Below are 13,763 nucleotides of genomic sequence, written 5' to 3'. Positions count from 1 at the left end.
TTTGAAAAATTAAAGAAAGAGCAATAACAATTTCAACTAACAGAAGTTTTCGCATAAAAAAAATCACCCTCAATCACTCTGGACTATATTATCATATGTCCTGATTGAGGGTTCTGTTCGTAAAAAGAACTCTTGATTTTTTATTTTAAATTCACCCCAATCACTCCACCTACAGCACCAGCTAAAAAGCCTGACATAATTCTGAGAAGAACCTCCAAATTTAAGCCTATCCCAACCAATTGTACACCTAATATCATAATAATAAACATATAGCAAAAACCCATCAATCCCCCATTAAGCCAACCTTTACAACTCGCTTCCCGTGCAGTATAAATTCCACCAATAAAGATGGCTGCATAATTTATAGCCAGTAAAATTCGATTAATCAAATCCTCACTTAATACATTGATCATGGAAAAGAGAAAACCCAGGATAATGCTAGTGATAATAAGAATGATGAAACTACATATCAGACCTTTTAAGATTGCAGTTAACTGAATCTGGCCCGAATCTTGCCCTTTGTCAGGCATAAAAAATCCCTCCCGAGAATTATTTACTATAAATGTATTCCCGGGAAAGAAAATTATGTCAAAAATCAAGTTTCATCTTTTTTAGTTCTTCCAGCATTTCATAATCAGTAAAGTTTAGTGAAATAGGAGTAATGGAAATTTGATTATTTTTAATCGCTAAAAGATCGGTTCCTTCTTCTTCCAGATCATCAACAACTTCACCTGCTAACCAATAATAAACCCGTCCCCGCGGATCTATACGACGTTCAAAAGAGTTTTTATAGGTACGTTTACCTAATTTGGTAATGACCACACCATTAAGCTCCTCTCTCGGCAGACTCGGAATATTAATATTTAAGAGCGTCGGTTTTTTTAAATTCTGTTTTTTAAACCATTCAACCATTTGAGCTGTAAATTCAACAGCATAAGAGAAATCCCAGTCATCATGGGCAACTAAAGAGACTGCAAAAGCAGGAATTCCCATGATCATACCTTCTAATGCCGCTGAAACAGTTCCCGAGTAAATCACATCATTACCCAGGTTTGGCCCTTTATTTATCCCCGAAATGACTAAATCTGGCAATTCTCTAAGTATTCCTTCAATCCCCAATTTAACACAATCTGACGGCGTCCCATTAATTGCCCAACATCTAGCCTTTGAATCCCGAAACTTTATCTCTTCTGCACGTAATGGATGATGTAATGTAATAGCATGACCTGTAGCACTTCTTTCCCTATCTGGAGCAAAGAGATAAATATCATGTTCTTCTTCTAAACGTTTCCGTAAAGCCTGAATTCCTTCAGAATAAATACCATCATCATTGGTCAAAAGAATTCGCATTTTCACCAACCTCTTTTCATCTAATTTTTGTTCATATATTATAGCAGAAAAATGATTAAAAGCCAAATTCAGATTGAATATGTTCATAAATCAAGAATAAATGCATTAGACATAGAAAACTTAAGATATAAGAAGTTAATTTTTCCTAATGATTATATACCGCCTTTTACTTTTTTGACCTTTCTTATTAAATTCGTTATACTATAAGTTGTTAGTAGGCACTTTTATCTGTTGCCAGCATAGCTCAATTGGTAGAGCAACTGAATCGTAATCAGTGGGTTATCGGTTCGAGTCCGATTGCTGGCTCCAACAACTTCATGGAGGGATGCCCGAGTGGCCAAAGGGAGCAGACTGTAAATCTGCCGGCACTTGCCTACAGTGGTTCGAATCCACTTCCCTCCACCATTTAACTTCATACGTCGGGCTGTAGCGCAGCTTGGTTAGCGCGCTTGATTTGGGATCAAGAGGTCCCGAGTTCAAATCTCGGCAGCCCGACCATCCTCGATAATTATAACCTGTTACGTAATGTAACAGGTTTTTTTACTTTCTAATAAAAAAATTTTATCAGCATTAGAGTTAATCTTCTTATCAGATGAAGATTTAATCTTTAAATCACATAATTTAAAGGACATATAAAAAGAAATAGAGCGAAAAAACGACATATTTCATCATATTGGACTCATACGGCTAAAAACAAACTTTGACGTATAACTAAATATACTGTATAATCACTAACGTTGGTGATAAAAAATCTATTGCTCCCATCGTCTAGCGGCCTAGGACACCAGGTTTTCAACCTGGCGGCACGGGTTCAAATCCCGTTGGGAGTGCCATTGCCGGCGTGGCTCAATTGGTAGAGCAGCTGACTTGTAATCAGCAGGTTATCGGTTCGAGTCCGATCGCCGGCTCCAACAACTTCATGGAGGGATGCCCGAGTGGCCAAAGGGAGCAGACTGTAAATCTGCCGGCACTTGCCTACAGTGGTTCGAATCCACTTCCCTCCACCATTTAACTTCATACGTCGGGCTGTAGCGCAGCTTGGTTAGCGCGCTTGATTTGGGATCAAGAGGTCCCGAGTTCAAATCTCGGCAGCCCGACCATCCTCGATAATTATAACCTGTTACGTAATGTAACAGGTTTTTTTATTACTTGATTAAACTGCAAAAAGCTAATTTTAAGTTATTAAACTATTTTAGTGAGATTGAAAAGAATAGCCTCATATGAGGATGTGATGAGCTAATCGAGGATCATAAGGACCCATTGATTAATATACCTTAATTCGACTGAAATCGAACTTTAGATGGTTCGATAAGGAACTATTTTTAGTAGTGAATAGGTTTATTTCCAATACAGATTTATATCATACTTCTCTTTTGTTTCCTTTAAAAATTTCTCTCTTTCCTCACAGGTAAGACAATAATCATACCGTATCTGGTTTATTAATTCTTCTTTTAAAGCCTTAAACCTTTCCTTTGCTTTTTCATAATAAACCTTATTATATGTATAACTAAAAGCCATCAAGATCAATCCACCCCAGATCCAGGGACTTGTAATAACACTAATATTCACTTCACTGATAGAGAATAACTTCATCAAGGGTAAAACACCTATAACCATTCCATATACTCCAATTTTTCCATACCGTTCCATCTTGCGTTTTCTTTTTATCAACTCTTCCCGCATAATCAATAAAGACTGATTTTTCTGGATGTCCATTTTTTTCGTTCCCCCTCTGGCTCTACCTTTCGTTAACTATTTCTATTCACCTATGAAAAATTTAGAACTATCAAATTAAATAGTTTCAAATATATATATCGAGAAAAACCAAGAACAAGCTATATATTTTTATATAATCGTTCTATATAACTAATATCGAACTTTGACGAACAACCTTATATCCTGTATAATAACAATTGCCATTACGGGAAACACTTTATTTCCCCCTAATCAAAAAATAATTACCTCCCATCGTCTAGTAGCCTAAGGTATCAGGTTCTCAATCTGTTGACATAGGTTCAAATCCCGTCGGGAGTGTCATTGCCGGCGTAGCTCAATTGGTAGAGCAGCTGACTTGTAATCAGCAGGTTATCGGTTCGAGTCCGATCGCCGGCTCCAATAAATTATAAATAACGTCGGGCTGTAGCGCAGCTTGGTTAGCGCGCTTGATTTGGGATCAAGAGGTCCCGAGTTCAAATCTCGGCAGCCCGACCATCATTGTAAGTTAAACCGCAAACTTTATGTTTGCGGTTTTTATTTTTGCCTGAAACATTTTTTCAATTACCTGAAACTTTTTTATATGATTTTACTGTAAAAAGCTAATTTTTCACTTCAAGAGAAATTTTTCGAACCATCTAAAGTTCGACTGAATTCTCACTAAGATGGTTTAACGAAAAATTTCTATGTCGCTCAAAATTAACTTTTTGCAGCATGACCATAGTATATATAAAATTAAAAGTGAGGTTATCAAATTTGTCATGAATCCAATTAAGAGCGATGATGTCAAGAATTTTGTGTAAATGAATTCTCAAGATCTATAACGCTCTTTGAAAAGTTGTTGTAATTGTTCTTTAGCACTTAAAAATCCTTTTATTTTTCTGTTACTCTATTTGGCATTATAGTCAATAACTTTCAAATAAATAATCTTCTCAGCTGCTGTCTCAGTTGGTAAGCTGTTAACTGGATTTAACCTTTTACGAAGCTCTTTAATAGCTCTTTCTATCCAGTTAGTAGTATAGATTGCCTTACGAATCGCAGATGGATACTTATAAAAGGTTAAAGTTCGTTTTGTTCATTCCACCAACTTTGAACAATTTTAGGTTAAATTTGTCCCCATTTATTACAAAATTCCTCCAATGCCTTTCTGGCATATTCCATATCAGGAGCATTATAAATGATTTTTAAATCTTCTGTTATCTCGTTTACATGCTTTTTACGTACTTTAGTTATAGTGTTTCTAACCTTATGCACAATACACCGTTGTATGTCAGCTTTAGAATAAACTTTGAAAAATGCATCCTTCAATCCCAGAAGACCATCCATGACACCCAATAAAACTTCTTCCAGCCCTCTGGACTTTAAGTTTAACAAGACTTCTTCCCAGAGAGCTGAAGATTCTGAAGCGCCTATATAGAAATCAAGAATCTCTCTATAACCTTCTTCATCGATGCCAATTATCACATATACAGATTCATTGTCAACATACTCACGACACAACTTTACACTCATACCATCAATGTATAGAACGCTATAACGTCTTTTGAATTTACGTTGATGCCATTTATTCAGTTCTTCTAAAGCAACATCTGTTAAATTGCTGACAGAGGATGCACTATATTTGATACCGTACATTTCTTCAATAGTCTCAGCAATATCTCTGGTACTGAGACCTTTGGCATACATGTTAATGATCATTTCTTCTAACCAATTGTCACAACGCTGATAAGGCTCAAAAAGAACAGTTTTAAATTCACCATTTCGATCCCGTGGCACCTTTAAATCCTGAATATTACCATATTTAGTTTTAAAGTTGCGAGTATAATAACCATTGCGACTATTACCTGAATTTTTACTTTTAGGGTCATATTTTTCATAATTTAAAAACTCAGTCAGTTCAGCCTTGAGGAGTTTTTGAATAAATTCTTTAATCAAATCAGTTAATAAACTATCTAAATCTATTTGACCTGCCAATAACTTTTGAAGTATACTATTCATAAGTGGAATCCTCCTTTAGGTTGAAATTTTTGTTAGGCAAACAATTACTTCAACCTTTCAAAGAGGATTCCCTTTTTTATTTATGTGAGATCTCACAAAAGTCATTTACACAAAATATCATACACTACTCACAATCTTATATGGAGGACATTGGAATTCTAATTATTTATTTTGGAATAATTTTTTTGTGTTCAATATTATTGCAGCAAATTCAGCAAGGTTAAGTCACCTCTTTAAAAATCGTTTTAAAGAAACCTCATTTAATATTAGGTTGAACTGCAAAAAGCTAATTTTTCGCTTCTTGAGAAATTTTCCGAATCATCTAAAGCTCGATTTCCGACGAAATAAGGCTTCCTAATCAAAGGACCCTCCTGGCCCTTGATTAGCTCATCACCTCCTGTGATGAGGCCTTATTTCGTCGGAAATCGAGCTGAGATGATTTGGCGAAAAATTTCTATATCGCTCAAAATTAGCTTTTTGCAGGATAATCATATTATAATTATCCAAAATGGCTATATGTTTTCTTTTGTTAAGTTTGACGCGTAATTGGTATGGTGTATTATTATTGATGTTTGGTAGAATTGCTATAGGATTGACATGGCCATTATTGGATAGTCGCTTAAATTAATCAGATACCATCTAAGCAGAGAGCGACTATAATTTCTCTTAAAAGTTTTTGGGTCTATAATTAATGTTGTGAAGAAAAAATTATAAAAAATAAAAAGGCATTTGCTGGCTCCGTTGAATTAATTAGTTGCGAACTAAAAACCAAAGAAAGGAGTCCAGCAAATGCAATATAATAATATCATAAAATTTCTTGATTTGCCAGACATTATTGCAACTGAAATTATTTCAACGGAGGACAGATATATTTTTATCGCTGAAGCAAAGAAAAATCACATTGTGTGTCCTCAGTGTGGTAATATCACTAATAAAATCCATGATACAAAATGGCAAAATATTAGAGACATCCCCATAAGAGGTAAACTAGTAATCATTAGACTTCTAAAGAAAAGATATCGTTGTCCTTATTGTCATAAGAGGGGTATCCCTGAAAAATATGAAAGTATTGATAAATATGCCCGTAAAACCAAACGCTTTGATAAATATCTTGCTAAAGAAACTGTCAGCAAGGATTATTCTAAAGTTGCTAGAGAAAACGGGTTAAGTTATACAGCTGTTAATAATGCAGTTAAAAAAGTAGTTGACCCTCTCATTAAACAACAAGTTTCAAAACTTAGTCAATTAAAAGCCATCAGTATCGATGAATTTGCAGTTTTAAAACGCCATAAATATGGAGTTAGCATTACAGATCCAATTAATCGGGAGTTAATTGACATTTTACCTACTCGCAAAAAGGATGATTTAATTGACTACTTTAATTGTTGGGAAGATGAACAAAGACGACAGATTCAATCGATCTCTATGGATATGTGGCGGCCGTTCAAAGCAGTAGCAGATGCAGCATTTACTCATGCAAAAATTGTTATAGATAAATTTCATCTTGTAACTTTAATGAACAGAGCCCTTGATGAAGTTAGAAAACAAGTTCAACAAACAGTAAATAATCATCAGAGAAGAAAGTTTTTTCAAAGTCGTTTATTACTCCAAAAACGAGCTGAAGAATTGACAGATGAAGAACATGAAAAGCTCATCAAATTATTTGAACTCAGTCCAGCTCTAGAAAAGGCCTGGGAATTAAAAGAGGAATTCAGAGACTTATTGCAGCTAGATGATGTGAAAGAAGCCACCAGAGCTCTAAAAAGGTGGTATAAAGAAGTAATAAAAAGCAAGCTGATGCCTTTTTACCAGGTAAAAAAGATAATACAAAGATGGGAAGAAAAAATACTAAATTATTTTAAGACTAAGATAACCAATGGCTTTGCTGAGGGTATCAATAACAAGATTAAATTGATCAAAAGGATTGGATATGGTGTTCCAAATGTTATGAATCTAAGGAGAAGAGTATTTAATGCAATGTTAAGTTATTAAATTTAAATGTTTATTTCAAAATCAATTTACCAATCAATTCAACGGAGCCAACTTATCTTTCACAACATTTGACGGAGAGCCAAGTTTTTTTGTTAGTTTATCTTTTGTAATTTTTGATCCAATTATTGGATTTTTGATAGATTGTTTTAATATTTTTACCACATATTTAATTTTAGGTATATCATTATTATCAGTCTATATTGTTATTAAGTTAACTGGAATAAGACGAATGAAATCTAACATACCAAAAAGCCTTCAAGTAATTGGTAGAGAATAGCTGTATTTAGAACTTAATTTGCAAGAATTACTGATTAAGATGTTCAAGGACAAAAAAGTATTTGTAGATGATGTTTTTTATAAAGAAAGGTTAGTTAAAAATTCGAATATTGAACCAGATAAGGGGTGGCAGAGGAGCAACTTGATTTTTGTTATCAGTGGGTTGAAAATTTGAGACAAAAGATATGATTAAAAAAGTGAAAAATGTAATTAAAAGATAAAAAATGAAGGAATAAAGGAGTTAATGACGAAATATATTTTAGGAGTTTTTGGGAATAAAATTATAATATTGAGACTTTTAGGTAGTGGTTATTTTGGGGAGGTGTATCATGCTTATGAGAGGATTCTTCAGGTTGAAAGAGCAATTTAGTTTGTAACGGAAGTACTTAGGGGAAAGTTAAAGTTGAGGGTTTACAACTAAATTTTTATTTTAAAGGAGGGAGGAGTAAAAATGGCTATAGATAGAAATAAAACAAAAACTTTAGTAGAAGAAATCAATAACTTATTCAACGAGGTGGCCGGTAGTTTGCCTGGAGAAGTACGGGAAAAGTTAAAGAATGTAATATTAGGGCCGGCCGTTAAGGAAATTGAGAAATTCGTTTCGGAATCAAGGCCTCCTGTAATGTTTTTAGTGGGAAGAAGCGGACACGGAAAATCGTCTCTAATAAATGCATTAACCAATAAAAAAGTAGCAGAAGTCGGAGATGTTAAACCAACAACAGAAGGTTCTATACTTCATTCAATAACTTTTGAAGAAACATATTCTAGCTGGGATATAATTGATTCAAGAGGATTGTTTGAAACAACAAAACCTGAAAAAGCGTCAATAGAAAATACAAAAGAGCAATTAAAAGAAAATGCAAAAGAGCAATTAAAACAAGACCTGCGTAAGTATAAGCCAGACATTATTCTTCATGTGATTGCAGCTCCAGAGACGAGAAATCTTGAACAAGATTTCGTTGTGTATAAAAAAATCCAAAGGCAACTTAAAGAAGAATTAGGAGCTATTCCTCCTACCATCATTGTTTTAAATAAAATAGACACCATTGGTAATCCAAGGGATTGGCCACCTGAGAAAAATGCAAGAAAAGCGGGGTTGATTAAAGAATTGCTAAATTATATGAGTGAAGAAGTGCTTAAATTAAAGTATGAAAAAATAGACCTTAACTATCCGATAAAAGGATATAAGTTTTTGAAGGATAGTGATTATCTGGCTATTATCCCTGTCAGCTCTTATTGGGATGACGAAAGAGATGACAGATGGAATATTGAAACTCTTTCTATGTTTATCGGAGAGCATCTCCCTAAATTTGCACTGTTAGATTTTTACCAGGCTCAGAGAAGAAAAAAACTACTTAAGAATTTGTCAACTTCTTTAATAAAAAGGTTTTCAACAATTGCAGCTGGTATAGGTGCTATTCCAATTCCAATAGCAGATATTGCTGTGCTAATTCCTCTTCAGATTTTGATGATAACTCTTATTGGCGGGTTATCGTGTCGTGAATTTTCTAAAGAAACTGCTTTAGAGTTTATCAGTGCGGCAGCTATAAACGTTGGAACTGCATTCGGATTGCGTGGCTTAGCCAGGCAGTTAGTTAAATTAATTCCGGTGGGTGGCTCTGTAATATCCGCAGGAATTGCATATACAGGAACATATGCTATTGGTAAATCTGCTGAAGCTTATTTTTTTGAAGGTGAGGTTAAAAAACCAGAGGAATTTATTAATGAGAAAAACAATTAAGTTTCTTCTTCGCCTAACAGCGGGTATGCGAAACCCTTAAGGGTTTCGCATACCCGCCAAACGTTATCTGCCATTGTCTTAATTAGGAAGATTAATCTATGGAATGGTTTTATAGGCACAAGTGGCAATTGATATTTCTTTTATGTTTGTTACTTATTAATCTCATGTTAATTGTTCAGAATATTTTTACAAAAGAACTTGACCTCTGGATAAGTAATGTTCAAACTAAAATAGTCGACGGAATTTTTCACTATCAGGTAACCCTTAAAAGTTCTAAGCCAATAGAGGAATCAGCCTTAATAGACCTCATCTATGAAGATGGAACAAAGGAAACCCTTAGCTGGGATTTGAGAAATAAAAAAGAAATATTTAATTTCACCAGTTCAAAACGTCTTGAATATCTTTTGCTCAAAAGCCCTGAAAATATTCCGGACCGGGTACAAAATAATAATCACTATATCCTAAATTTATGGTCAGAAAGTCTAAAACTATTTGAATCCTACTCCCTACCTGAATATGACTATACTGTTGATAATCAGGGCCGATTCTGGTTTATTAGTGCTGCACGTCAGGAAAAAAATAATAACTCTTCAATCTTTTTAACTGTTCTCAGTTCTGACGGTAAATTCCTGATTGATAAAAAGCAATTAGATCTTCCTGATCTCTATAGTAGATATCCTACCATTCGCTATCTAAAGGATGGTAAAATACATATCTTTTGGAGCAGTTATTCCAAAAAAGAAAATAAAAGTTTTCTTTGCCATACTACCTTCTTTGATATCAATGGCGAACTCACCCAAGGAATTTATGACAAAATAACCTTTAAAAATATAACTTATCTAAGGCCCACCTTTCTCAGTAACAAAAGGACAGATCCGATATTGTTAGTACAGACAGAACTTAATGACAAAACCGGTTTTACACTCTATATTGTCAAACAAAACGGAATTAAAAAACTTACCGACCTATCTGATGGTAAAAAACCCATTTACTATGATACCAACAAAATAAACGACCTTGTCTTTTTATCAGACACTGAAGGGAACTACTTAATTATCTGGACTGAGCTAAGCTATGGTCAAAGCGAGATTTATTTAAGTAAAATTACCCCTCAGGGAGAAATACTCATCTCACGTAAAAAACTCTATAGCCTTTTATCCCGTGCAACTATATCTTCCCTTAATACTCTATACAAGGGAGATCAACTTTTATTTATTTGGAATGAATATAACAAAAATGCCTTATCAATGTATAAAATTTGTTATATGATAACCGATACAAATGGTGAAATTTTGCAGAACAAAGATATTCTTATTGGACCATCAAATAAGCAAATTCAAAATGTCTCTGCCGTTTTCGATGAAAATGAAAATATCAATCTGGTATGGTCAGATTCCCGTTTCGGTCAGCCTAAGCCCAATTGTGACCTGATCTTTAGTAAATTAACCGATACTTTTGAAATATTAACTCCAATGTACCGGGTTACTACCAATCTGGTTGAACAAAAGTCTCCACTACAAAAATCTATAAATAATATCCGCTACCTGACCTGGCGAGAATATAATAAGGGTAAATATGAAATTTATCTGAAAAATACTGATCCTACCTTTATTGAAGCAATATACAGACAAACCAAAAAGAATAACCGAATAATAAGAGCTGTAAATTCAATTTTGGTTTTTTTGACCAATTTATTAACAAAAGGTTTTCTATTACTTGCATTAAATATTTTTCCCTTAATCGGAATTATAATTTGTATTTTCCTATTTAGTTTTAACAAAATACGAAACACTTACTTTACCTGGGTATCTATTTGTCTGATTGTACTGTTCTTAAAATTTCTCAATCTCGAGGTAATCCCAGATCATCTCATTCATTTCTTCAATCTGGGCAAGACTACCTTTATAAAAGTTAACCTATCTACTTTCCTTTTGATAGTTTTGATCTATATTATTGTAGAGGTATTTTTCAAAAAGAGGATAATCAGCTTTGAAAAAAGATTTTTATATCTTTTTGGCTGGCTGATATTTGACTCTTTTACTCTAGTTTTAGTTGATTATCTAAACTTTATCTAAAGAGAATAAATATAACCTGGTAAAAAATACATAAATGGGGCCTCAATTGGATCAAAGATAACTGGATTTCTGTATCATATATAATTTTAAACCGCAATAGTAAAGGCCTCATTATTAGGATATAGGTCAGGACCTAGTGATTAGTGTACCTTGTTTGAGTAAGTGGCTTTTACTTCTAATCAATAGTTAAAAAAAAAATGCCAGCCCAGTATCGGTAACTGGCATTTTTTTACTATTCTTCGCTGGCCATTTTTACAACAGCATTCAGAGCAGCAGTAATCGCTTTATCCACTGCCTTATGAACTACTGTACGATGTGGATCATACTCATCTGGATTATAATCAATGACAACCCCATCAACCGCCAGAATTGCACCAGCGCGAATTCCACGCAATGAAGCTATTACAAAAAGAGCTGAACATTCCATCTCCACAGCAGTCACATTGGTTTCAGAATAAAGTTTAAGGGGCAAATCTAGAACTCCAGGATAAAAAGCAGATAAAGTTAATACCATCCCGGTTTTATAATTCACATCCCTAACTCCCAGCAAAGCCACTTCTAATGATCTAACCACACTAAAATCTGCAATAGCCGGATATCCAATGGGAACCAATTGATCTGTCAATCCATCTTCACGAACTGCACCTGTTGCCACCACCAGATCACCATCCCGAATATTCGGATCCAGTGAACCACAGGTCCCAACTCTGATAATCGTCTTTGCCCCACCCTTAATAAGTTCCTCAAAGGCAAGAGCGGCCCCTGGAACACCTACACCATGGGATGCAATAGTCACTTCCACACCTCGATAATGGCCTTTTACAGTACGATATTCTCGATTATAACCGATCTCTTCAAAATCATCCAACCGTTCCGCTATCTTTAAAACCCGAGCCGGATCACCGCAAACTAAAACATATTTTGATATACTTCCTTCGGGAACTTTAAGTATGGGTAACATTTTTCCTTCTGTCATTATCTCTCACCTCTTTTTAAAAACATTATTATTTCCCGCGTCCAAAATGGCATGTACCGCACTCACTACATTTACGTTTGGTACCATGAACCGGTGGTTCTCCTTTAATCTCTTTGATTAACTCAATAGCTTTTTTAACTTCCTTTTCTGTCCCTTCAATACCTAATGTAACAGCACCTTCAGACCCACCAATTCCTCCTGAACCTATGTGAATAACATCTTCTAAATCAGCCAAAATCTTAAGAGCTTCCAGTTCAGTAATAACTGTTCCATAACTGACCGGAATTACTCCTATCGGCATTCCCAGAGTATAATCAACTTTATCAATTCCAGCAAATTTAGAAGCAGCTTTCACTGACGAGACAAGTTTTTCTAGCCCAACGGGTAAAATTAAATTAGTACCTAAAGCCATTAATCGACCCATAGAGCGCCCAATAGTTCCACCCCAACCTTCACCTACCATTATACCCACATTACCCTCTGGATCAATAGCATTACCTCCTTTAATAAAAACATCTCTGCCTGAAATTACCTCCAGAAGTTCAGATAAAGCCATCTCAACAGGCTGTCCATCTTTTAAAACTATAGGTTGAATCCGTCGACTGGCATCAGTGACACAGTGTATACCTTTTGTGATGACACCCGCAGTATAATCACCTTTAACGGAAATCTTTATTTTTGTCAACTCTTCAGCTATAAAGGCATTAGTAGTACCTCCGGCAATATAAATATACCCCTTTTTCATTGCAGCCTTAACTACAGGTAACTGAGCAACCGCCCTGGCAATCAAACGTTTAGACTCTGAACTTGTTAAAGTAAAGATAGCCTTCATCTCAAACCCCCTCCATTAGTGAATTTATTTATTGTGTAAATATTCCACTCCAGTATAAATAGCATAAAAAAGTAACAATTCCATTCCAGACCATATGAGCAAATATCGAAGTGTATAAGGATTTACTCTTTTCATATAAATAAGCAAGACCTAAACCACCTATAAATATACCCGGAAATACCCATAAACTTAAATGCATTAAACTAAAGAAAACTGAGCTTAATATAAGAGCCAACTTCATACCATATTTTTGTCTTAAATACGAATATACAAGCCCTCGAAAAAAAAATTCTTCACCAATTGGTGCAAGAATAACAATTAATAATGCATAGCTTAAGAAAAACCAGATATTTTTACTCCGGAATAAAAGTATAATAACCTGCTGTAATGGTGGTTCAAATTTAAAAAAAATAACTAAAATAATTGCAAGAATATAATTAATCACCATAACCCCAAAAAGAATAGAAACTCCACCTATAATCCCATTGAGAAAAATCTCTCTTTTATTTTTAAAAGAAAACAAGTTCTTTATTATTGAAAAATTGTATTTATTTTTTAACAAAAATATACTTAAACCAATTAAACCTACATTTTGTATGAGAATGCTAATTAAACCGACTAGACTTTCAAGTGTATCTTCCGGCAGTGGATAGACTATCGGTAAAAAAATTGCCAACAGTTCACTTATAAATAAAACTACAACATACGATATAAGAAAAATAAACAGAATATCCAAATTGGTCCAGGGAATATTATTCCAAATTCGATTAGTTTCTTCCATTGTCCTTCCCTCCTTAAAGTAAATACCTC

Annotated in this window: 10 protein-coding genes, 9 tRNA genes and 1 pseudogene; 13 read left to right on the top strand and 7 right to left on the bottom strand. The window is 34.4% G+C overall.

Features of this window, described 5'->3' with window-relative positions; all coding sequences use genetic code 11:
- Nucleotides 1–140: 140 nt before the first annotated feature.
- Together BBF96_RS03025 and surE are read right to left on the bottom strand one after the other, a co-directional pair.
- A complete protein-coding gene (locus BBF96_RS03025; protein ID WP_127015778.1) occupies nt 141–530 on the bottom strand; it encodes a TIGR04086 family membrane protein in 390 nt (129 codons plus the stop codon).
- Between the two features lie 58 nt (nt 531–588).
- Nucleotides 589–1,350: a 5'/3'-nucleotidase SurE gene (surE, locus tag BBF96_RS03020; RefSeq protein ID WP_127015777.1), complete on the bottom strand. Its 762-nt coding sequence runs from the start codon at nt 1,348–1,350 to the stop codon at nt 589–591.
- Nucleotides 1,351–1,583: 233 nt separating this feature from the next.
- Here surE and BBF96_RS03015 point away from each other — a divergent pair.
- From BBF96_RS03015 to BBF96_RS02985, 7 genes are all read left to right on the top strand, one after another.
- Nucleotides 1,584–1,659: transfer RNA gene (locus tag BBF96_RS03015), tRNA-Thr, on the top strand.
- 10 nt (nt 1,660–1,669) lie between these two features.
- A tRNA-Tyr gene (locus tag BBF96_RS03010) sits at nt 1,670–1,755 on the top strand.
- A 15-nt stretch (nt 1,756–1,770) separates the two neighbouring features.
- Nucleotides 1,771–1,848 (top strand) — tRNA-Pro (locus tag BBF96_RS03005).
- 259 nt (nt 1,849–2,107) lie between these two features.
- A tRNA-Glu gene (locus BBF96_RS03000) sits at nt 2,108–2,183 on the top strand.
- Between the two features lie 2 nt (nt 2,184–2,185).
- Nucleotides 2,186–2,261 (top strand) — tRNA-Thr (locus BBF96_RS02995).
- A 10-nt stretch (nt 2,262–2,271) separates the two neighbouring features.
- Nucleotides 2,272–2,357, top strand: a tRNA-Tyr gene (locus BBF96_RS02990).
- 15 nt (nt 2,358–2,372) lie between these two features.
- Nucleotides 2,373–2,450 (top strand) — tRNA-Pro (locus tag BBF96_RS02985).
- A gap of 238 nt (nt 2,451–2,688) precedes the next feature.
- Here the strand turns inward: BBF96_RS02985 and BBF96_RS02980 are convergent.
- On the bottom strand, nt 2,689–3,066 hold the full coding sequence (locus tag BBF96_RS02980) for a DUF2663 family protein (RefSeq protein WP_127015776.1): 378 nt from the start codon (nt 3,064–3,066) through the stop codon (nt 2,689–2,691).
- Between the two features lie 323 nt (nt 3,067–3,389).
- Between BBF96_RS02980 and BBF96_RS02975 the strand changes: the two genes are divergently transcribed.
- Both BBF96_RS02975 and BBF96_RS02970 read left to right on the top strand, forming a co-directional pair.
- Nucleotides 3,390–3,465 (top strand) — tRNA-Thr (locus BBF96_RS02975).
- Nucleotides 3,466–3,483: 18 nt separating this feature from the next.
- A tRNA-Pro gene (locus tag BBF96_RS02970) sits at nt 3,484–3,561 on the top strand.
- A 313-nt stretch (nt 3,562–3,874) separates the two neighbouring features.
- On the opposite strand, the pseudogene BBF96_RS02965 reads toward BBF96_RS02970, so the two are convergent.
- Nucleotides 3,875–5,061 (bottom strand): annotated as a pseudogene (locus tag BBF96_RS02965) (IS256 family transposase).
- Nucleotides 5,062–5,850: 789 nt separating this feature from the next.
- Between BBF96_RS02965 and BBF96_RS02960 the strand changes: the two are divergent.
- The 4 genes from BBF96_RS02960 to BBF96_RS02950 all read left to right on the top strand — a co-directional run bounded on the left by BBF96_RS02960 (nt 5,851) and on the right by BBF96_RS02950 (nt 11,145).
- Nucleotides 5,851–7,053, top strand: a complete 1,203-nt coding sequence (locus tag BBF96_RS02960; RefSeq protein ID WP_081499421.1) for an ISL3 family transposase — start codon at nt 5,851–5,853, stop codon at nt 7,051–7,053.
- A 520-nt stretch (nt 7,054–7,573) separates the two neighbouring features.
- Nucleotides 7,574–7,699 (top strand): hypothetical protein, encoded by a 126-nt coding sequence (locus BBF96_RS17110; RefSeq protein ID WP_257792005.1) that lies wholly within the window; start codon nt 7,574–7,576, stop codon nt 7,697–7,699.
- An 81-nt stretch (nt 7,700–7,780) separates the two neighbouring features.
- Entirely contained in the window at nt 7,781–9,070 is a 1,290-nt protein-coding gene (locus tag BBF96_RS02955; protein ID WP_127015775.1) for a GTPase family protein, read from the top strand.
- A gap of 98 nt (nt 9,071–9,168) precedes the next feature.
- A complete protein-coding gene (locus BBF96_RS02950; RefSeq protein WP_127015774.1) occupies nt 9,169–11,145 on the top strand; it encodes a hypothetical protein in 1,977 nt (658 codons plus the stop codon).
- Nucleotides 11,146–11,377: 232 nt separating this feature from the next.
- Here BBF96_RS02950 and BBF96_RS02945 read toward each other — a convergent pair whose 3' ends face one another.
- From BBF96_RS02945 to BBF96_RS02935, 3 genes are read right to left on the bottom strand one after another with little or no spacing between them, the layout of a single operon-like run.
- On the bottom strand, nt 11,378–12,121 hold the full coding sequence (locus BBF96_RS02945; RefSeq protein ID WP_205665700.1) for a nucleoside phosphorylase: 744 nt from the start codon (nt 12,119–12,121) through the stop codon (nt 11,378–11,380).
- A 28-nt stretch (nt 12,122–12,149) separates the two neighbouring features.
- A complete protein-coding gene (locus tag BBF96_RS02940) occupies nt 12,150–12,953 on the bottom strand; it encodes a sugar phosphate isomerase family (RefSeq protein ID WP_127015773.1) in 804 nt (267 codons plus the stop codon).
- Between the two features lie 28 nt (nt 12,954–12,981).
- Complete coding sequence (locus BBF96_RS02935; RefSeq protein WP_127015772.1) at nt 12,982–13,734, bottom strand: CPBP family intramembrane glutamic endopeptidase; 753 nt, start codon at nt 13,732–13,734, stop codon at nt 12,982–12,984.
- Between the last annotated feature and the right edge of the window lie 29 nt (nt 13,735–13,763).

It is taken from the genome of Anoxybacter fermentans, assembly GCF_003991135.1.
GTDB lineage: Bacteria > Bacillota > Halanaerobiia > DY22613 > DY22613 > Anoxybacter > Anoxybacter fermentans.
This window is presented reverse-complemented; position numbering and strand designations above follow the sequence as displayed.